18 protein-coding genes are annotated in these 26,011 nt (G+C 28.5%); 8 read left to right on the top strand and 10 right to left on the bottom strand.

Features of this window, described 5'->3' with window-relative positions; all coding sequences use genetic code 11:
* Positions 1 to 65 precede the first annotated feature (65 nt).
* The 3 genes from BTO07_RS12780 to BTO07_RS12790 all read left to right on the top strand — a co-directional run bounded on the left by BTO07_RS12780 (position 66) and on the right by BTO07_RS12790 (position 10,934).
* Positions 66 to 9,791: a PAS domain-containing protein gene (locus BTO07_RS12780; RefSeq protein WP_087521602.1), complete on the top strand. Its 9,726-nt coding sequence runs from the start codon at positions 66 to 68 to the stop codon at positions 9,789 to 9,791.
* The gene (locus BTO07_RS12785; protein WP_198342467.1) at positions 9,788 to 10,441 is read left to right on the top strand and encodes a response regulator; all 654 of its coding nucleotides are present in this window, start codon (positions 9,788 to 9,790) and stop codon (positions 10,439 to 10,441) included. Before BTO07_RS12780 ends, BTO07_RS12785 begins: the two co-directional genes overlap by 4 nt.
* A 124-nt stretch (positions 10,442 to 10,565) precedes the next feature.
* Positions 10,566 to 10,934, top strand: a complete 369-nt coding sequence (locus tag BTO07_RS12790; protein WP_157663349.1) for a response regulator — start codon at positions 10,566 to 10,568, stop codon at positions 10,932 to 10,934.
* A 545-nt stretch (positions 10,935 to 11,479) separates the two neighbouring features.
* On the opposite strand, the gene BTO07_RS12795 is transcribed toward BTO07_RS12790, so the two are convergent.
* From BTO07_RS12795 to BTO07_RS12830, 8 genes are all read right to left on the bottom strand, one after another.
* On the bottom strand, positions 11,480 to 11,914 hold the full coding sequence (locus BTO07_RS12795; RefSeq protein ID WP_087521604.1) for a hypothetical protein: 435 nt from the start codon (positions 11,912 to 11,914) through the stop codon (positions 11,480 to 11,482).
* 610 nt (positions 11,915 to 12,524) lie between these two features.
* Complete coding sequence (locus tag BTO07_RS12800; RefSeq protein WP_087521605.1) at positions 12,525 to 12,959, bottom strand: hypothetical protein; 435 nt, start codon at positions 12,957 to 12,959, stop codon at positions 12,525 to 12,527.
* A gap of 295 nt (positions 12,960 to 13,254) precedes the next feature.
* The gene (locus BTO07_RS12805) at positions 13,255 to 13,764 is read right to left on the bottom strand and encodes a hypothetical protein (RefSeq protein ID WP_157663350.1); all 510 of its coding nucleotides are present in this window, start codon (positions 13,762 to 13,764) and stop codon (positions 13,255 to 13,257) included.
* A 275-nt stretch (positions 13,765 to 14,039) separates the two neighbouring features.
* A complete protein-coding gene (locus tag BTO07_RS12810; protein ID WP_087521607.1) occupies positions 14,040 to 14,474 on the bottom strand; it encodes a hypothetical protein in 435 nt (144 codons plus the stop codon).
* Positions 14,475 to 14,780: 306 nt separating this feature from the next.
* Positions 14,781 to 15,215 (bottom strand): hypothetical protein, encoded by a 435-nt coding sequence (locus BTO07_RS12815; RefSeq protein ID WP_087521608.1) that lies wholly within the window; start codon positions 15,213 to 15,215, stop codon positions 14,781 to 14,783.
* A gap of 411 nt (positions 15,216 to 15,626) precedes the next feature.
* Positions 15,627 to 16,361, bottom strand: a complete 735-nt coding sequence (locus BTO07_RS12820) for an energy transducer TonB (protein WP_087521609.1) — start codon at positions 16,359 to 16,361, stop codon at positions 15,627 to 15,629.
* Between the two features lie 133 nt (positions 16,362 to 16,494).
* Positions 16,495 to 17,100, bottom strand: a complete 606-nt coding sequence (locus tag BTO07_RS12825) for an NAD(P)/FAD-dependent oxidoreductase (protein WP_087521610.1) — start codon at positions 17,098 to 17,100, stop codon at positions 16,495 to 16,497.
* Position 17,101: 1 nt separating this feature from the next.
* The gene (locus tag BTO07_RS12830) at positions 17,102 to 17,683 is read right to left on the bottom strand and encodes a MarC family protein (RefSeq protein ID WP_087521611.1); all 582 of its coding nucleotides are present in this window, start codon (positions 17,681 to 17,683) and stop codon (positions 17,102 to 17,104) included.
* A gap of 88 nt (positions 17,684 to 17,771) precedes the next feature.
* Between BTO07_RS12830 and BTO07_RS12835 the strand changes: the two genes are divergently transcribed.
* Positions 17,772 to 18,341: a DUF3109 family protein gene (locus BTO07_RS12835; RefSeq protein WP_087521612.1), complete on the top strand. Its 570-nt coding sequence runs from the start codon at positions 17,772 to 17,774 to the stop codon at positions 18,339 to 18,341.
* Here BTO07_RS12835 and BTO07_RS12840 read toward each other — a convergent pair.
* Both BTO07_RS12840 and BTO07_RS12845 read right to left on the bottom strand, forming a co-directional pair.
* Positions 18,333 to 20,249, bottom strand: a complete 1,917-nt coding sequence (locus BTO07_RS12840) for a tetratricopeptide repeat-containing sensor histidine kinase (RefSeq protein WP_087521613.1) — start codon at positions 20,247 to 20,249, stop codon at positions 18,333 to 18,335. The two genes, BTO07_RS12835 and BTO07_RS12840, sit on opposite strands and share 9 nt — an antisense overlap.
* Positions 20,250 to 20,252: 3 nt before the next feature.
* Entirely contained in the window at positions 20,253 to 20,987 is a 735-nt protein-coding gene (locus tag BTO07_RS12845) for a LytR/AlgR family response regulator transcription factor (RefSeq protein ID WP_087521614.1), read from the bottom strand.
* 691 nt (positions 20,988 to 21,678) lie between these two features.
* On the opposite strand from BTO07_RS12845, the gene BTO07_RS12850 reads away from it, so the two are divergent.
* From BTO07_RS12850 to BTO07_RS12865, 4 genes are all read left to right on the top strand, one after another.
* On the top strand, positions 21,679 to 22,425 hold the full coding sequence (locus BTO07_RS12850; RefSeq protein WP_087521615.1) for an energy transducer TonB: 747 nt from the start codon (positions 21,679 to 21,681) through the stop codon (positions 22,423 to 22,425).
* A 67-nt stretch (positions 22,426 to 22,492) separates the two neighbouring features.
* A complete protein-coding gene (gene deoC / locus BTO07_RS12855; RefSeq protein ID WP_087521616.1) occupies positions 22,493 to 23,239 on the top strand; it encodes a deoxyribose-phosphate aldolase in 747 nt (248 codons plus the stop codon).
* A gap of 2 nt (positions 23,240 to 23,241) precedes the next feature.
* Entirely contained in the window at positions 23,242 to 23,814 is a 573-nt protein-coding gene (locus BTO07_RS12860) for an acyltransferase (RefSeq protein WP_087521617.1), read from the top strand.
* Between the two features lies 1 nt (position 23,815).
* Complete coding sequence (locus BTO07_RS12865) at positions 23,816 to 25,882, top strand: hypothetical protein (protein ID WP_087521618.1); 2,067 nt, start codon at positions 23,816 to 23,818, stop codon at positions 25,880 to 25,882.
* Positions 25,883 to 26,011: the final 129 nt, after the last annotated feature.

The raw sequence follows: 26,011 nt of genomic DNA on the forward strand, positions 1-26,011 counted from the left end.
TCTTAGGCATTAAAAAATTATTAGTAGAAATTAATTCTAAGGTCTACCTCTAAAAATCTTAAGTTATGAATTATTCTCAGATAGCAATCTTATTTTTACAAGGTACTTTAGTTGCCTTTACAATACTTTTATTATTTCGACTTCGAAGACGATTAGGAATAGGTGTTTTATTCGCTTGCTTGGGGTTATTTCAATTCGTGCAGGTATTTCTAACAAGTACTGTTTATGTATCAATTACTAATAACTTTTTTGTATCACCAGGTTCTGCCGTTTTTTTTACAGCAAGTCTTTTTGCATTGCTAATCATATATATAAAAGAAGACGCTAGTGAAACAAGAAAAATAATTTACGCCTTATTTATTGTAAACGTAATAATGGCTATTATTCTACAGACATTGGGGTGGAGTCTTAGAGAAGTATCAACACATAACCCTTTTAATGTATCAACAAGTCTTTTTGATATTAGTGGAAAGGTTTTAATTATTGGTACAATAGTACTCTTTTTAGATTCTTTGTTGATAATAATTATGTTCGAATTTATATCGAAACGAGTGAAGTTTTTATTCTTGCAGATTTGTTTGACGATGTTAATTGTAGTGAGTTTCGATACTGCTTTTTTTTCAATCTTTGCTCTTTCTGACTTTGAGAACTTAAATTTTATTATAATATCTGGTTTAATTTCAAAAGGAGTTTTTGTTATTTTTTACAGTATTCTTTTTTATGTTTATTTAAAATATTTTGATCTAAAAGAAAAGGAATCAACTTTCTTGAAAACAAAAGATGTATTTAAATTACTAACCTTTAAGCAAAAGTTTGAATCTGCAGAAAACGAGATTAAAAAAGCTGAAGAGATGTATCGTATATTAACAGATCATTCTACTGATTTAATCTGTTTACATAAACCAGATAGTACATTCAAATATATCAGTCCTTCTATAAAAAATCTTTTAGGCTATGAGCAATCAGAGTTTTTAGGTAAACAGGTTTTTGATATAATTCATAATGATGATATTCAGCCTTTACAGGAAGCAATTGAACAGAAAGTGTTTAGTAATGGTGTTATTGTAGATGTTATTTCTTGCAGGGTTCGTCATAAAGAAGGACGTTTTATTTGGTTAGAATTTTTAATATCACCAGTCTATAAGGAACAAGAAATTAGCTATTTTGTTTCAACTGGTAGAGATGTTACAGAAAGAGTGGTTGCAAATGAAAAAATTAAAAACTCTTTAGAGTTATTAGAAAAAAGTGAATACTCCTTGAGTAAAGCGAGTAGGATGGCTAAAATTGGGTATTGGGAATATGATAGTGTAACAGACCTTCTTACATGGTCGGATTATGTTTATCATGTTTTTGGATTAGACCCAAAAGAAGATGCCTTAACACGAGAAGAAATGTTGGTGTTTTTTGATAAAAACTCTCAAAAAAAGTTATTAAAAGCCACTTCCGATCTTGACTCGAAGGATATTCCTTATGATCTTGAGTTGATATTAATCAACCGAAGAAAAGAAGAAATTTGGCTGAGAACTATAGTTCAGCCTGTATACAACGAGCAAAACGAAGTTATTGGTAGAAGAGGTGTTTTACACAATATTACAGAATCTAAAAAAATACAACTTGAATTATCAACTTCCCTAGATTTATTAGAAAAAACTGAGTTTTCTAAGAATAAGGCAAGTAAAATGGCTAAGATTGGTTATTGGGAGTTTGATGTTGCAACTGATACTATTGTTTGGTCAGATTCTATTTATTCTGTTTTTGGGTACGAATCAAACAAAGAAATTCCGTCACGAAATGAAATTCTAGCACTTTATGATAAAGAATCTCAAAAAAAGATAGAACAAGCTAACCTAGAACTTAATTCAACAGGTATTCCTTATGATCTTGAGTTGAGATTAATCAATTTAAGAAAAGAAGAAGTTTGGGTGCGAAATGTAGTTCAGCCCATTTATAACGAGCAAAATGAAATTGTTGGAAGAAGAGGTGTTTTTCAAGACATTACTCTAAGAAAATTAAGACAAGATGAGTTAGACCAGAAAACCGAAAAACTTTATAAATTAAACAATACTTTAAACGCCGCTCAAGAATTAGCCCATGTTGGAAGCTGGTTCCATGATTTTTCAAGTCAAAAATCAGAATGGTCTGATGAAACATTTCGCATTTGGGGTTTCGATCCAAAAAAACCAACACCAGATGGAGATACTATTTTAGGTAGAATTCACAAAGATGACTTAGATATTTTTAATACCGCTACAGAATTAGTTTATAGTGAAGGAGCTTCATATGATATTGAATATCGAATTTGTTTAGACAATGATGAGGTAAAAATGATAAGATCTATTTGTAAACCTATCTTTGGTTCTGATGGTGAGGTGATTAGTTTAAACGGAGTTAACCAAGATATTACAGAACAAAAACGAAGACAAGACGAATTAGATCATAAAACCGAAAAACTATATGAATTAAATGATGCTTTAAATCAGGCGCAGAAATTAAGCCATATTGGTAGTTGGCAATGGAATATGGCAACAGATAAAGCAGAATGGTCTGATGAAATGTATCATATTTATGGAGTAACTAAAGAGAATTTTTATCCTTCTAATGATAATGTAATGAAAACGGTATTACCTGAAGATTTACATAAACTAGAGAAAGGTTTAAGCTCATTATTAATAGATAAAATGTTTGTTCCTTTTGAGTTTAGAATAAAGCGACCGTCTGGTGAAATTAGAAACTTATATATTATGGCTCTTGAAAAAAATTCTCAAGAGAATGTTTTTGGAGTTACTAAAGATATCACTGAAAGAAAAATAATTGAAGAAGAAAACTTAAGGATAAAGAATAGTTATAGAAGTTTGTTTGATAATGCAACAATTTCTATTTGGAATGAAGATTTTACGCTAGTTTTTAAAGAAATAGAAGAACTTAGAAAATTAGACATACCTAATATTAAAATATATTTAGAAGAAAACCCAGAAGTATTATCATCATTAATTTCAAAAGTGGTTGTAAATAGTGTAAATAAAGCCACTTTAAAATTGTTTAAAGCAAAAAACAGTGAAGACTTTTTTAATAATATTGACACTACTTTTGGTGAAGGTGCAGATAAGGTATTTATAAAACTAATAGAATCTATATGGACCAATAAGAAATCATTTACATCAGAAGTAAATTATAAAAAACTAAATGGAGATGAATTTGTAGCATTATTTTCTATTCCTATTCCTCAAACAGAAATAGAACAAAAAACAATTCCTATTAGTATTCAAAGTATTCAAAACATAAAAGATGCAAAATCAGCAGAAAGAGAATCTATAAAAGATTTAAATGCAGCTCAAGAAATAGCTAAAGTAGGAAGCTGGTTTTTTAATGTTGTAACTAAAGAATCAGAATGGTCAGACGAAACGTATCGCATTTGGGGTTTTGATTTAAATGAAATTACACCAAATGAAGATATAATTCTAAATAGAATTCACATTGATGATCGAGAATTATTTTTGAACGCTGCTGAGTTAGTTTATAACAGGAGAGTCCCATATGATATTGAATATAGAATTTGTTTGCCTAACGATGAGGAAAAATGGATTAGATCTATCTGTAGGCCAATATTAGATGATAAAGGTAACGTGGTTCTTTTAAAAGGAACCAATCAAGATATTACAGAAAAAAAACGAGCATCTAATGAGCTTGAAAAAGCTGAAGAGTTGTATCGTTTATTAACTGATAACTCTAATGATATAATCTGTTTGCAAGAACCAGATAGTACTTTTAAATACATGAGTCCTTCTATTAAGAAAGTATTAGGCTATGAACCATCAGAATTTATTGGGAAACAAATTTTTAGTATAATTCATAATGATGATATTCAGTCTTTAAAAGATGCGATTGAACAAAAAGTATTTAGTAGAGAAATTACAGACAATGTTTATTCTTTTAGAGCTCGTCATAAAGACGGACATTTTGTTTGGTTAGAATATCTAACTTCTCCTGTTTATATAGAGAAAGAAATTAGCTATTTTGTTACTTCTGCTAGAGATATTACCCAAAGAGTAGAAGCAAATGAAATAATTAAAACCTCTCTAGACTTGTTAGGGAAAAGTGAACGTTCTAAAAACGAAGCAAGTAAGATAGCTAAAATAGGGTATTGGGAACTTGATATTGCAACAGAGACTTTTACGTGGTCTGACTATTTATATCAAATTTATGGATTAGATACAAAAGACGAAATTCCATTACTAACAAAAATCATATCATTATACGATAAAGAATCTCAAGAAAAAATAGCACAAGCTGTAAAAGATGTTGGTGTTAAGAATTCTTCTTATGATCTTGAATTGAAATTTACCAATTTAAAAAATGAAGAAGTCTGGGAACGAAGAGTAATTCAGGCTGTATACAACAAACAAAATGAAATTGTTGGTCGAAGAGGTGTTATGCAAGACATTACAGATTCGAAAAAGGCACAGTTTGAATTAGAACGATCTAAAAAAGAAATTGAAAGTTCTTTAGAGTTGTTAGAAAAGAAAGATTATTCTTTAGAACAGACCAGTAATATTGCTAAGATTGGGTATTGGGAATATGATATTGCTAAAGATTTATTTACATGGTCTGAGTATGTTTATACTATTTATGGAATAGATATTAATGACGGAATTCCAACACGAAAAGAAATGTTGGAATTTTATGATAAAGAATCTCAGAATAAGCTAGCACAAGCAACCTTAGATCTAAATTTAAATGGTATGCCTTATGATGTTGAGTTAAAGGTTATCAATTTAAGAAAGGAAGTAGTTTGGGTAAGAAATGTAGTGCAACCTGTATATAACGCCCAAAATGAGATTATTGGAAGAAGAGGTGTTATACAGGATATTACAGCATCTAAAAACGCACAGTTTCAATTAGAACTATCTAAAAAAGAGATTCAAGTTTCTTTAGAGCTGTTAGAAAAAAGTGAATATTCTAAGAGTGAAGCAAGTAAAATTGCTGAAATAGGATATTGGGAACATGATTTTATAACAGATAGTGTAATATGGTCTGATTATGTTCATTATATCTTTGGTTCAAATCCTAAAGATGGAGTTCCAGGGAGAATAGAAGTTCTAGATAAATTTGATAAAGAATCTCAAGAAAAAATAGTGCAAGCAACTTTAGGTCTTACTTCTAAAGGCATTCCTTATGATATTGAATTGTATTTTGTAAATATTAGAAATGAAACTGTTTGGATTAGAAATGTAGCTCAACCAATTTATAACGAACAAAATGAAATTATTGGTAAAAGAGGAGTTATGCAAGATATTACATCCTCAAAAAATGCACAATTTGAATTAGAACTTTCTAGACAAGAGATTAAAACTTCTCTTAATTTGTTAGAAAAGAGTGAGTATTCTAAAAACGAAGCTAGTAAGATAGCTAAAATAGGATACCTCGAAGATGATATTGCAACGGATACTTTTATTTGGTCTGAGCATCTTTATCATATTTTTGGATTCGATCCAAAAGAGAAGGTTCCGTCACGAAAAGAAATTGCAGCATTTTTTGATGAAGAATCTCAAAAAAAGATGGAAGAAGCCACTTTAGGACTCGATTCGAAGGGAGTTCCTTTTGATTTGGAGCTGAAGTTAATCAACCTAAGAAAAGAGGAAGTTTGGGCTAGAATTGTTGTTCAGCCTGTATATAACAACCAAAATGAGATTGTTGGAAGAAGAGGTGTTTTTCAGGATATTACAGCTTCTAAAAAAGGACAAATTGATTTAGAAATTTCTAAAATAGAAATTGAAACCTCTTTATATGAGTTAGAAAGAAGTGAATTTACTAAAAATGAAGCGAGTAAAATAGCTAAGATAGGGTATTGGGAAAATGATATTGCAACGAATGATTATATATGGTCTGATTATATTTACCATATTTTTGGAGTAGATCCAAAAGAAGAAGTTCCCCCAGGAGAAGAAATCGTGCCGCTTTTTGATAAAGAATCTCAAGAAAGAATGGCAGAAGCTCTTTTAGAGCTTGATTCTAAAGGTACTTCTGTTGATATTGAGTTGAAATTAATAAATTTTAAAAACGAAGTATTTTGGGTTAGAAATGTAGCGCAGGCTGTATACAACGACCAAAACGAGATTGTTGGAAGAAGGGGTGTTACTCAAGATATAACAGCTTCTAAGAAAGCCCAAATTGAGTTAGAGATTTCTAAACAAGAAATTGAAACCTCTTTATATGAGTTAGAAAAAAGTGAATATACCAAAAATGAGGTAAGTAAGGTAGCTAAAATTGGGTATTGGGAACAAGATATTGCAACCAAAAATTATAAATGGTCTGATTATGTTTATCGTATTTTTGGGTTAGACCCAAAAGAAGAAGTACCATCAAGAGAAAAAATTGTGCCACTTTTTGATAAAGAATCTCAAGAAAAGATGACACAAGCTACTTTAGATCTTGATTTAAAAGGTATTCCTTTTGATTTAGAGTTGAAGTTAATAAACCTAAGAAATGAGGAGGTTTGGGTAAGACTTATAGTTCAGCCCATTTATAACGACCAAAATGAAATTGATCGAAGAAGAGGTGTTGTACAAGATATAACAGCCTCTAAAAATGCACAAATTGAGTTAGAGCTTTCTAAACAAGAGATTGAAACCTCTTTATATGAGTTAGAAAAAAGTGAATATACCAAGAATGAGGCGAGTAAAGTAGCTAAAATTGGGTACCATGAATATGATATTGCAACAGATGTTTTTATATGGTCTGAGTATCTATATGATATTTTTGGATTCGATAAAACAAAGCGAGTTCCTCCAAGAGAAGAAATTGTGCCACTTTTTGATGAAAAATCTCAGAAAAAGATGAAAAAAGCTACTTTAGATCTTGATTTAAAAGGAATTCCTTATGATCTTGAGTTGAAAATAACCAACTTAAAAAATGAAGAGGTTTGGGTACGAAACATAGCTGAAGCTGTTTATAATGAACAAAATGAGATTGTTGGTAGAAGAGGGGTTACTCAGAATATTACAATTTCTAAAAATGCACAATTTGAAATAGAGCTTTCTAAACAAGAGATTCAAATATCTCTAGAAATGTTAGGGAAAAGTGAGCGTTCTAAGAATGAGGCAAGTAAGATGGCTAAAATGGGGCATTTAGAATTTGATATTGCATCAGATACTTTTGTCTGGTCAGATTATTTGTATGAAATTTTTGGATTTGATTCAAAGAAGAAAATTCCGCCACGAAGTGAAATTCTAACACTTTTTGATGAAGAATCACAAAATAAGATATTAGAATCTGTTTTAGAACTTGAAACGAATGGTACTTCTTATGATATTGAGTTGAAATTTATCAACCAAAGAAAAGAAGACGTTTGGGCACGAAGTGTTGTTCAGCCTGTATATAACGACCAAAACGTAGTTATTGGAAGAAGAGGTACTTTTCAGAATATTACAGCTTCTAAAGTAGCACAACTTGCATTAGAAGCATCTAGACAAGAAATTAAAACGTCTTTAGAACTGTTAGAAAGAAGTGAATACTCCTTAAAAGAATCTAGTAAAGTAGCAAAAATAGGATATTATGGGTATGATACTATAAATGATATTATTATATGGTCTGATTATGTTTATGATATTCTTGGATTTGATATAAAAGATGGAGTTCCTTCAAGAGATGAAAGTATATCAATTATTGATAAAGAATTTATAAAAGAATTTGAGCAAGCCAACATTGAACTTATTTCTAAAGGTAACCCTTATGATATTGAGTTAAAAATATTTAATAATATAAAGAAAAAAGAAGCTTGGATACGAATGGTAGTTCAGCCTGTTTATAACGACCAAAATGAAATTGTTGGTAGAAGAGGTGTTATACAAGATATTTCTGATAGAAAAAAGATTGAAGAAGAACATTTAAGAATAAAAGATAATTATAGACGATTATTTGAGAATGCTACAATTTCTATTTGGAACGAAGATTTAACGGATGTATTTAAAGAAATAGATGAACTTAGAAAACTTGAGATACCTAATTTTAAAATATATTTAGAACAACATCCAGAAGTATTGTTTTCATTACTTGAAAAAGTGAAAGTAAATACAGTAAACAAAGCTACTTTAGAATTATTTAAAGCAAAAGATTATCAACAATTTTTAGGTGGTATTCAAAATACCTTTGGTAAAGGGGCTTACAAAGTATTTGGTAATCTTTTAGCTGCAATATGGAATAAAGAAAAAACGTTTACTTCAGAAGTAAATTTTAAAACTTTAGAAGGAGAAGAGTTTATAGCATTGTTTTCTGTTTCTATTCCAAAAACAAAATTAGAGCAAAAATCAGTTCCTGCAAGTATACAAAGTATACAAAGCATAAAAGATGCAGAGTTAGAAAAAAGAAAATCAATAGAGAAATTAAAAGAAGCAGAAAAATTAGCAAATGTTGGTAGTTGGGTATTTAATATATCTTATCAAAAATCAACTTGGTCTGAAGAAATGTTTTTTATATGGGGGTTTGATTTAAAGAAAGACGCACCTGGGTTGGATATCCTTTTAAACAGAATTCATAAAGATGATTTAGAATTATTTAAAAGCTCAGTAGACAAAGGGATTACTAAAGGAATTCCTTATGATATTGAGTTTCGAATTTGTCCGCCTAATGAAGAGCAAAAATGGATAAGAGGTATTTGTCAACCTGTTTTTGGAGATAATGGAGATGTTATTCGTTTAACGGGTAGTAATCAAGATATCACAGAGCAGAAATTAGCAACTGGTGAAATTGAAAAAGCCGAAGAAATGTATAGTCTATTGACTAACAATTCTAACGATATAATCTGTTTGCAAGAGCTAGATAGTACTTTTACGTATATTAGTCCTTCTATAAAAAGTCTATTGGGTTATGAACAGTCCGATTTTTTAGGTAAACAAATTTTTGATCTAGTCCATAAAGATGATATTCAGTCTTTAGTAGATGCTATGGAACAAAGAATTACTAATGGTGTAGAAGATGCTGCTACTTTTAGAGTTCGTCATAAACAAGGGCATTATATTTGGTTAGAATCTCTGTCGTCTCCCGTTTATAAAGATAATGAAATTAGTTATTTTGTTACCTCTTCTAGAGATGTTACAGAATGGGTTTTAGCAAGATTAGAAATTCAAAAATATCAAACATCACTTCAACAAATGACTACTGAAATGACCTTGATAGAAGAAAAACAGAAAAAAGAAATCGCATCAAATATACACGATCATTTAAGTCAATCTTTAGTTATTTCAAAAATGAAAATTAATGAAATGAAAAAGAAATCTGAGTTAAAAATCATTAATGAAGATTTAAAATTTATTGAATCACATATTTCTGAAGCTTTAGAAAATAGCCGTAAAATTACTTATGAACTTTCACCACCAGTTTTATATCAATTAGGTATTATTGATGCTTTAAATTGGTTGTTAGAGGATGTGGAAGCTACTCACAAGATTGAATGTATCGTTAATAGTAATGTAAATAGTATTAAACTGAGTGATGCTAATTCAATTTTACTTTATAGGTGTATACAAGAAGTAATAAAAAATGCTGTAAAATATGCCAATGCATCTTTATTAACTTTAAATCTTGATAAAAACAAACTCGGAATTAATATTATCCTTACAGATAATGGTGGTGGGTTTGATACTTCTACATTAAATGATTATCAAAATCATTCAGGATCTGGTTTCGGATTATTTGCTGTTCAAGAACGTGTTAAAAACATACAAGGAGAGTTTACAATAACATCAAAAATAAATACAGGAACATCTGTTAAAATTTTTATACCTTTAGCTATATGACTTATATAAACGAAATTAAAATAATATTAGTTGACGATCATAAATTACTTAGAGATGGTTTGAGAAATATTATAGAACAAAGGTCGAATATGCATATAATTGGCGAAGCTTCTGATGGTAGAGAAGCTATAAAAGTATCTTCAAAATTAATGCCAGATGTTATTGTTATGGATGTTGCAATGCCTGGTATGAATGGAGTAGAAGCAGCAAAACAGATTCATAAAGCGCAACCAGACATAAAAATAATAGGTCTTTCTATGCATTCTGGTAAGCAATTTATACAAGGTATGTTTAAAGCGGGTGCTTTTGGTTATTTGTTAAAAGATGGAGATGCAGATGAATTGATTACAGCAATTACTACCGTAGTTCAAAATAAAAGATACCTATCAAAAGACATTAACCAAGAGTTTCTTGCGGTACTTAAAAGTGGAGAAGATATTGTAAAAGCACTTTTGAGTTCTAGAGAGAAAGAAGTTTTACAGTTAATTGCAGAAGGAAATTCTTCTAAAAAGATAGGAGAAATATTGTTTTTAAGCTCAAAAACGATAGATGTTCATAGAAATAATATTATGAGAAAAATAGATTTACATACTATTCCTGAATTAACAAAATATGCTATTCAAAAAGGATTAACCACATTAGATATTTAAGAATTATTGTATCAATATTTTACTTCGTAAAAATGAATAAATTAACGATTATTTAATATAAATATCTATAAAATAGACGTATATTTGAATATATCCCCCGTTAACTTTTTTAAATTATCTAGCTTTGGTACTGGACTCAACATTAACGGATTTATTAATAGTAGAAGATAACCCTTTTATTGGGGAAAGTATTGTTAATGCAGCTAAAGAACATAGTGGTATAGGTGCTCTTCATTTAACAGAAACTTTACAAGAAGCAATTTCTTTTTTAAATGTTACTAATTTTGGTGTAATTGTCCTTGACTTAAATTTGCCAGATGGAAGTGGTTTAGAGCTATTGAAATTGATTAAAGAAAAACAAATAAAAACTAAAGTTTTTGTTTTTTCTGTAAATACAGAACTAAAAAAAATTTGTTTAAGATATGGAGCTTCTGCTTTTTTCGATAAAGCGAATGATTTTGATAAATTAATTGAAACGATTAAAGCAGCTTAACTAAAAAGTGGTTTTTCTTTAAATTTAACAATTCTAATATCTTTTTATTTTGACTAAGTTTAGCAATTACAAAAAGTTAGGTGTTAATAGGTTAGTTTTACTTTTCTTTTAATAAAATTATAGAAGTAAATACCAATATCATATTCTTCAATAATCTACTAATTAGATACACAAATATCTTCTAATCTTAGGAGTAAATAAATCCATAAAAATTTCTAAGTAAAACCTTTTTTGAAGAGAAGATTTTTGAGATTTTATTTAATATAAAAAAAATCCAGCTTTAGGCTGGATTTTTTAAGGGTTCATATCATAAAGAAAGAGGATTGGAGAAAGTTAGAGAGACCCCTACGTACCTAGAGCAATCTCCTTTGTCCTCTATCTTTTATATGAAATGTGTTCGTTTAATTCTTTGTTTTATTAGGTCTAATTATAAGTTTTGTTTTAAGGGGTTCATATCATAAAGAAAGAGGATAGGAGAAAGTTAGAGAGACCCCTACGTATCAAGAGCAATCTCCTTTGTCCTCTGTTTGTTTATATGAAAAGTATTAGTTTATTTTTTTCATTTTACCTGTCCAACTTCTACCACCTAATGTAGATTGGTAATAGATATAACCATTTTTAACTTTATTTATTTTCATGTTTAATTTAGTACCGTTTCTAAAAGGAAAATTAGGTAGGTTAGATTCAAGTATTGTCATTTCACATTCCGTTTCAGAAGTCCATAAAAGACTAGATTTAATAGAGTGTTGTTTATTATTAAAATATTCGATATGTCTGTTTTCTGTAAAAACAACTAAAACATTATCACCTTTATATTTATATGTATAAGTAGTTTCTTCTAATAAAGGAACTATTTTATTACTCGCTTCATTATAATTAACATTGTCATAATTATTCGTTGGAGTATTCATTGCTATATCTTGTGCTCCAGTTGAAAAAGATATTATTAGAACTGTAATAAGTAGTTGTAATTTTTTCATAATAAAATTTTTTGAGGGTTAAAAATCAATCATACATATACTAATAAGTACACTATAAAGATATATAAGATTCTAAGGCAACTCAATAGGTAATTTTCTTATTTTTTCAATTAAGGTAAAAAAGTATATAATTTTTAGTGAGTTTGTTTATTTGAATAATTTGTTTTTTTATAAAATAAAAATCCAGCTTAAAGCTGGATTTTTTAGGGGTTCATATAATAAAGAAAAAGGAATGGAGAAAGTTAGAGAGACCCCTACGTATCTTGAGCAATCTCCTCTGTCCTCTATTTTTTATATGAAATATTTTTGTTTGTTTTTTTTATTTTCCCCGTCTAACTATAAAATCTGTTTTTAATGATTCAAATAAAAAAGAAAGAGGATTGGAGAAAGTTAGAGAAACCCCTACGTGTCTATAGCAATCTCCTTTTTCCTCTATTCTTTTTACATGAAAAAATGTATTCTTTTAATTTTTTATTTTATCAAGTTTACTAATCAATTCTGTTTTTTAATAAGTTCATTTAAATAAAGAAAGGGGATCGGAGAAAGTTAGAGAGACCCCTACGTATCAAGAGCAATCTCCTTTGTCCCCTATTCTTTTATATAAAGAACATTAATTTAATTTTTTCATTTTACCTGTCCAGCTTCTACCACCTAAGGTAGATTGGTAATAGATATAACCATTTTTAACTTTATTTATTTTCATGTTTAATTTAGTACCGTTTCTAAAAGGAAAATTAGGAAGATTAGATTCAAGTATCGTCATTTCACATTCCGTTTCAGAAGTCCATAAAAGACTAGATTTAATAGAGTGTTGTTTATTATTAAAATATTCTATATGTCTGTTTTCAGTAAAAACAACTAAAACATTATCACCTTTGTATTTGTATGTATAAGTAGTTTCCTCTAATAAAGGAACTATTTTATTACTCGCTTCATTATAATTAACATTGTCATAATTACTCGCTTGAGTATTCATTGCTAAATCTTGTGCTCCAGTTGAAAAAGATATTATTAGAACTGTAATAAGTAGTTGTAATTTTTTCATAATAAAATTTTTTGAGGGTTAAAAATCAATCATACATATATTAATAAGTACACTATAAAGATATATAAGATTCTAAGGCGACTCAATAGGTAATTTTCTTATTCATTCAATTAAGATAAAAAAATATGATTTTTAGTGAGTTTGTTAATTTGAGTAATTTGTGTTTTTATAGAAAAAAAGATTCAACAATAAGCCGGATCTTTTAATAAGGAAGAGGGTAGGAGAAAGTTAAAGATATCCCCACATCTCCTGAAGCGATCTCCTTTGTCCTCTATTGTTTTTTTAATAGTTTAATTTATAGTCGATATTTTATTCCAATAAAACCACTAACTATATAATCTTCTTCGCAGTTATAAAGTACTTTTAAGTCTTCTCTTTCTGTAAGTTGCCATGTACAAATTAACTTTAACTTATTATTTATTTTGTAGTTAAGTTCTCCACTGAGGCTAAAACTGTAAAAACCTTCTTTTTGTCTGTATATTTTTCCATAATCTGCATAGGCGCCAGCACCTATTTTTCCATAAACACTTTTAACAACATATCCTGCACCAATAGCGTAACGCTTGTAGTTTTTACCAACTAAATCTGCATACTCTAAAGAAAGGTAAGTTGATAAATGGTTTTTTTTAAGATTGTAAACAGGAATTTCAACCTTAGATAAAAGATTAACAGTTAAAGGATCGTTTCCTTTGTTGTCTCCTACTAAGAATAGTCTTACATCTTGTTGTAGAGATATTTCTATATTGTTTTGGCTATAACTATAAAGACCAAGCATAAAGCAGCAAGTAAATAATATTTTTTTCATAATTGGGGGTTTATGTAAATTGTACATATACTAATATGTACACTATAAAAGTATCGAAGATTGTGAGGTAATTCAATAGGTGAATTTCTTAATCGTTCTAATCAAGATTAAAAAGAAGCTCTTTTGTTAAGTTTTTTTTATAAATAAAAACCCAGCTTTATGCTGGATTTTCTAGGGGGTTCACGTCATAAAGAAAGAGGATCGGAGAAAGCTAGAGAGACCCCTACGTATCAAGAGCAATCTCCTTTGTCCTCTGCTTTATTATATAAAAATAATTAGTTTAATTTTTTCATTTTACCTGTCCAACTTCTACCACCTAAGGTAGATTGGTAATAGATATACCCATTTTTAACTTTATTAATTTTCATATTTAATTTAGTTCCGTTTCTAAAAGGGAAATTCGGTAGATTAGATTCAAGTATTGTCATCTCACATTCCGTTTCAGAAGTCCATACAAGATTAGATTTTATAGAATGTTTTTTATTATTAAAGTATTCTATATGTCTGTTTTTAGTAAAAACAACTAAAACATTATCTCCTTTATATTTATAAGTATAAGTAGTTTCCTCTAATAAAGGAATGATCTTTTTATTGGCTTCATTATAATTAACGTCATCATAATTACTCATTTGAGTATTCAATGCTAAGTCTTGGGCTCCAGTTGAAAAAGTTATTATTATAACTGTAATAAGTAGCTGTAATTTTTTCATAATAAAAATTTTTTGAGGGTTAAAAATCAATTACACATATACTAATAAGTACACTATAAAGATATATAAGATTATAAGGCAACTCAATAGGTAATTTTCTTAATCTTTCTAATTAGAGTTAAAAAAAGAGGACTTTTAATAAGTTTTTATTGTTGATCAATTTGTTTTTTATAAAAAAAGATCCAGCTATAAGCTGGATCTTTGCAAGGGGGTTTGTTTAATAAGAAAGAGGTAGAAGAAAGTTAAAGATATCCCCATATCTCAAAGAACGATCTCCTTTGCCCTCTTTTTTTTATATGAAAAGGATTAGTTTAATTTTTTCATCTTACCTGTCCAGCTTCTACCACCTAAAGTAGATTGGTAATAGATATACCCATTTTTAACTTTATTAATTTTCATGTTTAATTTAGTTCCGTTTCTAAAAGGGAAATTCGGTAGATTAGATTCAAGTATTGTCATCTCGCATTCCGTTTCAGAAGTCCATACAAGATTAGATTTTATAGAATGTTTTTTATTATTAAAGTATTCTATATGTCTGTTTTTAGTAAAAACGACTAAAACATTATCTCCTTTATATTTATAAGTATAAGTAGTTTCCTCTAATAAAGGAATGATCTTTTTATTAGCTTCATTATAATTAACGTTATCATAATTACTCGCTTGAGTATTCAATGCTAAGTCTTGGGCTCCAGTTGAAAAAGTTATTATTATAACTGTAATAAGTAGTTGTAATTTTTTCATAATAAAGGTTTTTGAGGGTTAAAAATCAATTATACATATACTAATAAGTACACTATAAAGATATATAAGATTCTAAGGAAATTCAATAGGTAATTTTCTTAATCTTTCCATTATGGGTGAGAAAGAAGGTGTTTACTGAGGTTATGTTTAGATCATAAAAAATTAAATAAAACATAATTTAAGATTCCTTTATCAGCACCATATTTTTCAATAACTTGAACCAGATGATGCAAATGTTTTTAAGGATTTTAATAAAATGAATAGGTGGGTGTTTTTATATAATATTCTTGTTGTAAAGAAGAGGGAAGTGTAGTTAATGGTTTACATAATATTTAGAAATAGAAGGAGTCTGTTTTTGTTGAGTAATTTGTTTAGCAAAAAAAAATCCAGCTTTAAGCTGGATTTCTTTTTTTATGTTCTAACCTCAAATGTTATGGGTATACTGTAACTAACACCTACAGGATTTCCTCTTTGTTTACCTGGGGTCATTTTTGGAAGTGAGGTAATTATTTTGACTACTTCTTTCTCTAGTCTTGGGTGTGGTCCTCTAGCTCTAACATTAATAACTTTACCTTGTTTACTAATTGTAAAAATTACAAATAGTTTCTTTTTACCTGGTTGTAAACCTAATTCATTTGCTAAATTGGTATCAAATCTTCTACCAAAGTGTTCAGTTACTTTTTTAGTAAAACACTTTTTTAGTTTTGTATTGTTACCTCTACAACCTGGATACACAGGTACATTTTCAATTAATATAAAAGGAATATCTTCTTCAACTTCTTCAGCTTCTTCAACCTCAATAATATCTTCAGTATCTATAATTACACCTTCATCTTCATCTGTCTCTGTAGATTCAATTACAGTCTCTTCGATTTCTTTTTCATCTTCCACAACTGTTATTTGTTCAACTACAGGTGGAGGTGTGTTTTTTGGCGGTGGCTTTACTTCTTGAATTTCGATAATAGGAATATCTTCTTTCATATCATCAAACATGTTTGCTTGACCTAAGCCTTTTAAATCATTTCTTTCGTAAGTCTTATGCTCAATTAATGTGTAGGTGATAAATAAGGTAAGTACTAACCCTATTTGCAAGAAAATTTTACTGTAATTTTCTAATTGTTGTTTTGGATTTTTTTTAATTTCCATTTTGTAACCCTTTTAAAGTTTATGATTTTAATAATATTACTTAAAATAGTTTGCCATAAATTATCAAATTCTTAATAATTTGATTTATGACTGTAAAATTATAAACTATAAGGGCTTTAAAATATGATTTCCATCATACTTTATCATGTACTTTTGTAGGTCTTTTGTTATTCCATAACGTAAGTATGTCTGTGGCCACACTTGCACCACTTCCTGCTGCAATTGCAAACTGACTTCTCCAGCCAGCAATGGTGCCACAACAATATAAACCTTCTCTTATAAGGTGATTATTGTTTTTAAGTTGAATTCTATCTTTTGTAGGGTTTGCTCTTTGATGAGGTTCTATTAAGTCGTCTAGACCTATTATTGTAAAGGGCTTAGAGTAGTTTAATGCAATAATTACTATTTTACTTATGTAGGTGTTGTTATTGGATATTATTTGATAACCATTTACATCCTCTAGTATAGATACAACTTTCTCATTTTTTATTTGTTTAACATGAGGATATAAAGATGAGAGTTGCTTTTTACCTTCTATTAAAATATCTTTCCCTAAAGTTTTGGGAGGTAAGCCTAATACATTATTAAATAAAGCATCTTGTAAGTGAGAAGCTCTTTGATGTGTAATAATCCCTATATTTTTGGGTTTAGCAAAAGGTTTGTTTTTTGCAGAACCTAATACTAAAGCACATTGCATTCCAGATACACCACCACCAATAATAAGAGCATCAAATTTCATTTTAAAAAAGCATTTTAATATTTGCTGCAAATAACTTTACAGAAATAGCTAATAAGATTACACCAAATACTTTACGTATTATTTGAATTCCTGTTGGGCCAATTAATTTTTCAATTTTTGAGGATGTTTTTAAAACGATGTATAAAACGATCATATTTAAAACAACAGCAACAATAATATTCTGTATAGCAAATTCGGCTCTTAAAGAAAGTAACGTTGTTAAACTTCCTGGACCAGCAATTAAAGGAAAAGCTAGTGGGAAAACGGTAGCAGTAACAGCAGAAGAACTTGCGTCATCTTTATATAAAGTAATACCTAAAATCATTTCTAAAGCAATAAAAAATAAAATTAATGCTCCTGCAACAGCAAAAGAATGTACATCGATACCAATAAAATGAAGTAAACTTTGTCCTACAAAAAGAAAAAGGATCATAATGAAACCTGCAATAATTGATGCTTTTTCAGATTGAATATGTCCAGATTTTCTACGTAAATCAATAATTATTGGAATATTTCCAATAATATCGATTACAGCAAAAAGAACCATAAAGGCAGTAATAATTTCTTTTAGATTAAAGTTCATGATAAATGAATTTAGATTTATGCAAAATTAAAAAACTTAGTTTAGCTAAACGTAAAGTTATAGAAAAAAATAATACTATTTTTGCGGTATGTTTCAACTAGGAAAAACAATAGTTTCAGAAGATATTATAGAAAAAGATTTTGTGTGTAATCTTTCTGCATGTGGTGGTGCTTGCTGTGTAGATGGTGAGGCTGGTGCTCCATTAGATAAAGAGGAAACTAAAATTTTAGAAAAAATTTATCCCAAAGTAAAACCTTTTTTAAGAAAAGAAGGAATAGATGTAATTGAAAAAGAAGGAACTTGGGTTACAAGTGAATGGGGAGAGTTAGAAACTCCTTTAATTAATGGAGCTGATTGCGCTTATGTAATTTTTGATGAAAAAAATACTGCGCTTTGTGCTATTGAAGAAGCTTACAATTCTGGTGAAATAGATTGGAAAAAACCTGTTTCTTGCCATTTATATCCTGTAAGAGTTAAAGAATATAGCGAGTTTTCTGCAGTAAATTACCACAAGTGGGAAATTTGTGATGATGCTTGTTCTTTAGGGAAAGAGTTACAAGTACCCGTATATAAGTTTGTAAAACAAGCCTTAGTAAGAAAATTCGGACAAGATTGGTATGACGAATTAGAGAAAGTAGCTGAAAAGCATTTAAAATAATGGGAACTTAATAACAACCTTAGTTCCTAGGGCATTATTATTTTCATCTTTTAAATCTTTATAAATTATAGAATAATCGTTTATTAAATTCTTTGAGAAATTGGTTAATCTATCTTTTGTTAAATTTATTCCTACAGATTTTCTATTAATAGATTTTTCAGCTTTTATTTTTGCAGCAGCATCACGTCCAATTCCATTATCTGCAATATCAATTTGAATATAATCAGAAGATATTTTATGAATATGAATTGTCATCTTTTTATCTTTTCCTTTCGAAGATAAACCATGCCATAAAGAATTTTCTAAGAAAGGTTGTAACACTAAAGGTGGAATTTTTATCGACTCTAAATTTAAGGAAGGATCAACTATAACAGAAAAGTCTATTTCATTTGAAAAACGAATATTCTCTATACTCATATAAAGCTCCATCGTTTCTATTTCTTCAGCTAACGTAGTTTCTTGTATAGAAGAAGCTTCTAGTATTTTTCGCATCAATTTCGAAAACTTGTTTAGGTAAGAAGTCGCTTTTTTCTTATCGTTTTCAATAATGTATAGTTTAATAGAATTTAGGGCATTAAACATAAAGTGAGGATTCATCTGACTTCTTAAAGCATCTTGTTTTAATGAAAGAATTCTTTTTTCATTTTTTAAACGTTTTTGTTTACTAACAGAAAAGACAACTACAGTAGTTAAAGCAAAAATACTTAAAGCCATAATCCATAAGTTTCTGTTTCTTGTAATTTGTAATTGAGCAATCTGATTCTTTTTTGCTAAATCTTTTATTTGATTTTCACTATGTTCTTTGTTATATTTACTAGTTAACTCACTGACATATAGTACGTTTCTGTCGTTAAGTGTTTTAGCACCTTCTTCTTTTGCTTTCTTGTAATAAAAGTAAGCCTTTTTATAATCTTTTTTCTTGTCATTTAACAGTGCTAGGTTTTCATTTGCTTGAACTATAATAGCTTGTATGTTAAATTCTGTTGCAATATTTAAAGCTGTAGTTAAATTATCTTTAGATGCAGTAAGTTTATTTAAGTGTAATTGAGCTAAACCTAAAGCATTATATGTTTTAGACAGATAATACTTGTCGTTTTCCTTGATTGCTGCTTGTAAAACGGTATCTACAGTAGTAAGAGCTTGATTGTACTTTTTTTGTTTTATTAAAATATTCGCAATTCTATATCCGCAAATTATTCTACCAAGCTTAGAATCTATTTTATTGTTATAATTTAAAGATTTGTGATAATTTAAAAGTGCTTTATCTAAATTACCTAAGCCTTCATTTGCTCTTCCAATATTTTGATAGTTAATAGCAAGACCAAGTTGATGACCAAGTTCTCTTTGTGTAATAATCGATTTGCTAAACTCATTTAGTGCTAATTTATATTGTCTTAAAGAAACGTAGATATTACCAATACTATTTTGAGAAATACTAATACTTTTTTTAATACTAACTGTAGGATTCTTAATACGAATAGCTTTATCTAATGCTCTTTGATGATAATTTAAAGCATTTCTAATATCATCTTGTCTTCTGTAAACAGAACCAATAGCATTTAATACTTTTACTTCAGAAACGGTATCTTTTATTTTTTCGCTAATAATTAATGCTTTTTCATATTGAAAAAGAGACTTGTTAAAAAGAGAACGATCTCTATAATGCCTGCCTAGAGCATTAGAACCATAAAACTGCCCTTCTAAATATGCGTTTTCTTTACTTCTTTTTACTAGTTGTTCTAAGAGGTCTTTGTCTTCTCTTTTTTTTCTAAAAACAGAGTCAATAATATCTAAAGAAGAAATTTTATTCTCAACAAGGTATTCTATTTGTTTATTTTTTTCTTTTTTTTGAGAAAAAGAGATAATACTTAAAAACAAAAAAGTAAGCGTAAATAATTTTGACTTCATAAATTAAAATTTATCTAAAAACTCTGCTTTCTTTTGGCGAGAAACTGGTATTTTCTGATTGTTTTCTAAAACGACATAACCATCTGTTTTTAAGAATTCTTTCACTTTTTTTAAGTTGATAATATAAGAATTATGAATTCTAAAAAACACTTCTTCTGGTAGTAATGTATTAACTTCTTTCAGCTTTTTTGTAACAACAATTTTTTTATTATTTGTAGTATAAATTGATGAGTAATTCCCATCAGATTCAATAAAAAGGATTTCTTCAGGCTCTAAAAAAATTAGTTTACCATCTGTATTAATTGTAATTTTTTTATTGTTTAATTTTTCATTAAAATTCAATAATACTTTTTCTACTTTGTTAGAGTTTAAAGATCTAATATTATACTTCTTTACTTTTGCTATAGTTTCTTCTAAATCATCAGTGTCTATAGGTTTTAATAGATAATCTATAGCATCGTTTTTTAATGCTTTAATAGCATATTCATTATAAGCAGTTGTAATTACTACAGCAAAATCTCGAGATTTTAATTTCTTTAAAAACTGAAAACCATCCATAGTTGGCATTTCAATATCTAAAAACAGGCAATCAATCTCATTATTAGCTAAATAAATTAAAGCTTTTTCAGGGTCATTAAAAGTAGCAATTACATTTATTTGGTCATTAAAATTTGATAATTCCCAAGATAAACCTTGTATTGCTTTTGGTTCGTCATCAACAATAACTGATGTTAGCATAAAAAATGTTTTAACCAAAAATACTATAATATTTACATTTTGATTGTTTTAATTAAATAGAAAATACAAGATGCTTTGTTTTTAATACAATTTATACAGGATTTAAAACCATTTATACAAAAGTGAATTTTAAAACAGATAGTTCCTCTTACTTTTGTAAAGCATTTTGGGGGAAATGCAAAAATTTAAGAAAACATTAAGTTTATTGATTGATTAACTGTAGGGGGATAATCAATTTATAGTAAAAAAGCATCACTATTTAGTGATGCTTTTTTAGTGGAATTCATTTATATATTTTTAGTTATTAAAAGATCTAATTTAATTTATTTGATAATTATCCAAGATAACTCTGTAAAACTCTAATTTTTCTATTAATATAAAAGATACTGTAATTTTTGAATTTAGGTTGCTTTATTAATTTGATAGATATTCTTTATTTTATTTTTTATGCAATTTATACAGTATTTAGTGCCATTCATACAAAAGTGAATTTTTAAATAGTTTGTTTCCCTTACTTTTGTAGAGCGTTTTGGGGGAAATGCAAAAAATAAAAATGAATTAAGTTTATTGATTGATTAACTGTAGGGGGTTAACCAATTTATATTAAAAAAGCATCACTTTTTAGTGATGTTTTTTTTTGTGGCATATTCTTTGTTTTAACAAAGTCTTAACATTTAAAAACTTTCTGATTATGAAAAATGTAAAAAAGTTACCAAGCAAACAATTAGAGAAATTCTCTAACATTTTTATGCAGTTAGGGTTGGTCTTAGTACTCTTTGTAGTATATGTAGCCTTAGAGTATAAAACAGAACAAAAGACTATTGTAAGTTGTGTCTTTTTAGATAAAGGTAGTGTGGTTAATATAGAACCAGACGCAGACGTTATTTTTAAAAGAGAACCGAAAGTTATTCCTAAAGCAGAAATAGTAAAAATAGCACCGCTTTTAATTGATGAAGTTGTAAAAGGAGATAATACTATTAAAGAAATTATTTTTGATGATACTCCTGATGAACTCCCAACCATAATAGATATTAAAGCTTTAGTTGTAGTAAAAGAACCTGAGAAATTTAACCCAGAAGATGCAGTTCCTTTTGTGAATTTACAAAACGCACCGGTTTTTAAAGGATGTGAAAATTTATCAAAAGAAGATAATAAAGTTTGTTTTGATAAAAAAATGAAGCAATTTGTGCAACGTAATTTCGATATTTCTTTGGCAAACGAATTAGGTTTACATTCTGGTAATCATAGAATACAAACACAGTTTATCATCAACCAAAAAGGAAGTATTATAGATGTGGAAATAAGAGCGCCTCATAAAAAATTAAAAAATGAAGCTCAAAGAATTATAAATAAGCTTCCAAAGTTTAAACCAGGTAAGCAAAATAGTAGAACAGTAAAAGTTAGATATTTATTACCAATTACTTTTAAAATTGAGTAATATAGAAACCCAACCATTTGGTTGGGTTTTTTGTTGAAAACGGTTTATAATTTATTATTTTTGTAATATGGAAATCAATCAATATTTAGACGCTACTTACTTAAAAACAGCAAGTCAAGCAAACCTTTCAGAAGAAGAGAATCAACAAAAAGTTATTGATCTAATCAAAGAAGCTATTTTGTATGATTATAAATTAATAATGATTCGTGCAAAATATATTCCTTTAGCAAAAGAAATGCTTCAAGAAGCAAGTAAAAGTAACCTTATAGGTACAGTTATTGGCTTTCATGAAGGAACTTATACCGTTGAAGAAAAATTAGAAGAAGCACAAAAAGCGATTAATTTAGGTGCCGATGAGTTAGATTTTGTGGTAAATTATGAAGCTTTTAAAAGAGGAGAAATAGATTTAGTTAAAAATGAAATTACAAAAGGAATTGAACTTTCTTTAGCTAATAATAAGGTTGTAAAATGGATAATTGAGGTAGCTGCCTTAACAAGCAAAGAAATAATTGTAATTTCGCAATTAATTAAAGACATTGTTTTTGATGTTTTTGGTGAAGAAAATGCAGATAAAGTTTTTGTAAAATCATCAACTGGTTTTTTTAAAACAGAAAACAATTTGCCAAATGGAGCTACGTTTGAAACTATGAAGTTAATAGTAGAAAATGCAAAGCCATTAAAAATAAAAGCAGCTGGAGGAGTAAGAGATTATGAAACTGCTGTAAAAATGGTTGAATTAGGAGTAGATAGAATTGGTACATCATCTTCTAAAGAGATTGTTAATAAAGAAAATAATTCAAATTCAGGTTACTAATTTTGAAAGATTATTTTGCACATGAAACCGCTGTAATAGATGCAGATTGCAGTATTGGAAAAAATACCAAAATTTGGCATTTTAGTCATATTATGTCTAATTGTGTTATTGGTGAACAATGCAATATTGGTCAAAATGTAGTGGTTTCTCCAGAAGTAATTTTAGGTAAAAATGTTAAAGTACAAAACAACGTTTCTATTTATACAGGCGTAATTTGTGAAGATGATGTTTTTTTAGGTCCTTCAATGGTTTTTACAAATGTGATAAACCCAAGAAGTGCTATCAAAAGAAAGAACGAATATCAAAAAACTTTAGTAAAAAAAGGTGCAAGTATTGGTGCTAATGCAACGATTGTTTGTGGTAATACTATTGGCGAATATGCTTTTATTGGAGCAGGATCTGTCGTTACTAAAGAAGTTTTACCTTTTGCACTTGTAGTTGGTAACCCATCAAAACAAATTGGTTGGGTAAGTGAATATGGCCATACTTTAGAGTTTAATGAAAACGGAATTGCAATTTGTAAGGAAAGCAATCAAAAATATCAATTAAAAAATAACACTGTTATAAAATTATAGGATGATAAAAAAATACGTATTTCTAGTTTTATTATTTCCCACACTATTTTTTGCTCAAGAAGAAAGATATCCAATCTTTGATGTCTGTAAAGGAGCTGAAATAGAATCTTTAAAAGATTGTTTCTACACAACAGCAAGAAAACATTTTTTTGCAGAATTTAAAACTCCAGCAATTGTAGAAAATGAAAGTTTTAATGGAACAGTTAATACTATTTTTGCAGTTACTGCAGAAGGTGAATTTAAATTGATTTACGTTAACACTCCTTATGAAGGAATTAGAGAAGAAGTAAAAAGAGCTTTTAAAGTTTTTCCGAAAATTACTCCAGGTTGGTACAATAACCACGCAATAGAAATGAAGTTCGAACTTCCTATTAAGTTTCCTATAATAGAAAATTCTATTAGTTACGATGTAAAACCTTCAATAGAAATTAAGAAAGAAAACTTATTAGATGTTGTGGAAAAAAATAGAATTGCAGATTCTACCTTTTTAGAGCATAGCAGTAAATTAAATATTCCGTTTACGCATAAGAACTATGTAGACTATGAGTTTGCTTTACATAAAGCAAAAGGAACACATACTGCTTCTAAACCATATACTTACAATGAAGTTGGTGAGTATTATAACTTAACAGAAGAGAAGAAAAAGTTTTTAAAACCAAATAAAAGAACTTGGTTAGGTAATAAAGTTTGGAACGAACATTTATTACAAATTAAAAAGGAAGATTATTGGTTAACAGTAGACTTTCTATTTGATGTTCAGTTAGGAAAAGATAATTCAGATTTAGCGTATACATTCAATAATTCTAGAATTGTAAATGTTAATGGAGAAATTGGAAATAATTTTTCATTCTCTACAACGTATTCAGAAAGTCAAGGTAGGTTTGCAGAGTATGTAAATAGTTACGTTACAAACCCAGCAGCAAATTTTAAACCTAAAAATTCAGAAGGTTTAGTTCCTGGTAGAGGAAAGACTAAAGGACATAGAACAGATTCTCATGATTATCCTGTTGCAGAGGCTTATTTAGCATACACGCCAAATAAACACATGCAATTTCAATTTGGTAATGGTAAAAACTTTATTGGAGATGGTTATAGATCTTTTATTTTATCAGATGTTTCTTCTCCAACAACCTATTTAAAAATGAAGGTTGATTTATGGAAATTTCAATACACAAATATTTGGATGTGGAATACAGAACCATCTATTAGTTCTGTTTCTGACCCAAATGAACATGCAAGAAAATACGTAGCAGCCCATTATTTGAGTGTTAATATTACAGATCGATTAAATTTAGGCTTTTTTGAAACAGCAATTTCTGCTGGAGAAAATGGTATAGATGCAGGTTTTTTAAATCCAATAATATTTTATAGATCTTTAGAGTTTAATAGAGGTGAAGATGCAGGTAATGCAATTATTGGTTTAACAGGAAAATATAAACTGAACGATAATATTTCTTTATATTCTCAATTTATGATTGATGAGTTTTCTTTTGGAAACTTTAGTGATTTAAGTGATTGGAAACATAAGTTTGCTTACCAAATGGGAGCAAAGTATTTTGATGCTTTTAATGTTAAAGATTTATTTTTACAATTAGAATACAATCGTGCTCGTCCTTATACTTTTGCACATAAATCGCCAATTTTAAATTATGGTAACTATAGTCAGCCACTTGGGCATTTATGGGGAGCTAACTTTTGGGAAGCAATTGCAATTGCGAGATATAAAAAAGATAGATGGAGTGGTAGTGCTAAAATTATCTTAGGTAAAAAAGGTTTTGATTTAGATGATCAAATAATAAGTTATGGTGGAGATCTTTATCAATCTTATGAAGATAGGTTAGCGGATACCGGTATTGAAATTGCTCAAGGTAACACTGCAAACATATTTATTGCAGATATACAAGCTAACTATTTAATAAACCCATCTAATAATACAAATCTATTTGCAAGTTTATCTTATAGAAATTTCTCACCAGATACACCTATAATAAGCTCTCCTTCAGGATCAAATGTGTGGTTTAGTGTAGGGGTAAAAGCAGATTTATTTAATTGGTATTTTGATTTTTAAATTTTATATCTTTATTTGGTATTAACAAACAATATTATATATATTTGCAGTGTGATTTTTTATTAAATCACACTTTTTCTTTTTCATAGCAATTTTCCCACTCAATTTATTGAGTGGGTTTTTTTATAT

This window comes from Polaribacter sp. SA4-12 (genome assembly GCF_002163675.1).
GTDB lineage: Bacteria > Bacteroidota > Bacteroidia > Flavobacteriales > Flavobacteriaceae > Polaribacter.

Excerpts from the sequence above, each read along its gene's own strand:
- BTO07_RS12845 (WP_087521614.1), bottom strand. The coding sequence starts at position 20,987 with ATGCTAACATCAGTTATTGTTGATGACGAACCAAAAGCAATACAAGGT.
- BTO07_RS12830 (WP_087521611.1), bottom strand. The coding sequence starts at position 17,683 with ATGAACTTTAATCTAAAAGAAATTATTACTGCCTTTATGGTTCTTTTT.
- BTO07_RS12825 (WP_087521610.1), bottom strand. The coding sequence starts at position 17,100 with ATGAAATTTGATGCTCTTATTATTGGTGGTGGTGTATCTGGAATGCAA.
- BTO07_RS12810 (WP_087521607.1), bottom strand. The coding sequence starts at position 14,474 with ATGAAAAAATTACAGCTACTTATTACAGTTATAATAATAACTTTTTCA.
- BTO07_RS12850 (WP_087521615.1), top strand. The coding sequence starts at position 21,679 with ATGAAAAATGTAAAAAAGTTACCAAGCAAACAATTAGAGAAATTCTCT.
- BTO07_RS12795 (WP_087521604.1), bottom strand. The coding sequence starts at position 11,914 with ATGAAAAAATTACAACTACTTATTACAGTTCTAATAATATCTTTTTCA.
- BTO07_RS12820 (WP_087521609.1), bottom strand. The coding sequence starts at position 16,361 with ATGGAAATTAAAAAAAATCCAAAACAACAATTAGAAAATTACAGTAAA.
- deoC (WP_087521616.1), top strand. The coding sequence starts at position 22,493 with ATGGAAATCAATCAATATTTAGACGCTACTTACTTAAAAACAGCAAGT.
- BTO07_RS12805 (WP_157663350.1), bottom strand. The coding sequence starts at position 13,764 with ATGAAAAAAATATTATTTACTTGCTGCTTTATGCTTGGTCTTTATAGT.
- BTO07_RS12840 (WP_087521613.1), bottom strand. The coding sequence starts at position 20,249 with ATGAAGTCAAAATTATTTACGCTTACTTTTTTGTTTTTAAGTATTATC.
- BTO07_RS12780 (WP_087521602.1), top strand. The coding sequence starts at position 66 with ATGAATTATTCTCAGATAGCAATCTTATTTTTACAAGGTACTTTAGTT.
- BTO07_RS12815 (WP_087521608.1), bottom strand. The coding sequence starts at position 15,215 with ATGAAAAAATTACAACTACTTATTACAGTTATAATAATAACTTTTTCA.
- BTO07_RS12835 (WP_087521612.1), top strand. The coding sequence starts at position 17,772 with ATGTTTCAACTAGGAAAAACAATAGTTTCAGAAGATATTATAGAAAAA.
- BTO07_RS12785 (WP_198342467.1), top strand. The coding sequence starts at position 9,788 with ATGACTTATATAAACGAAATTAAAATAATATTAGTTGACGATCATAAA.
- BTO07_RS12865 (WP_087521618.1), top strand. The coding sequence starts at position 23,816 with ATGATAAAAAAATACGTATTTCTAGTTTTATTATTTCCCACACTATTT.
- BTO07_RS12800 (WP_087521605.1), bottom strand. The coding sequence starts at position 12,959 with ATGAAAAAATTACAACTACTTATTACAGTTCTAATAATATCTTTTTCA.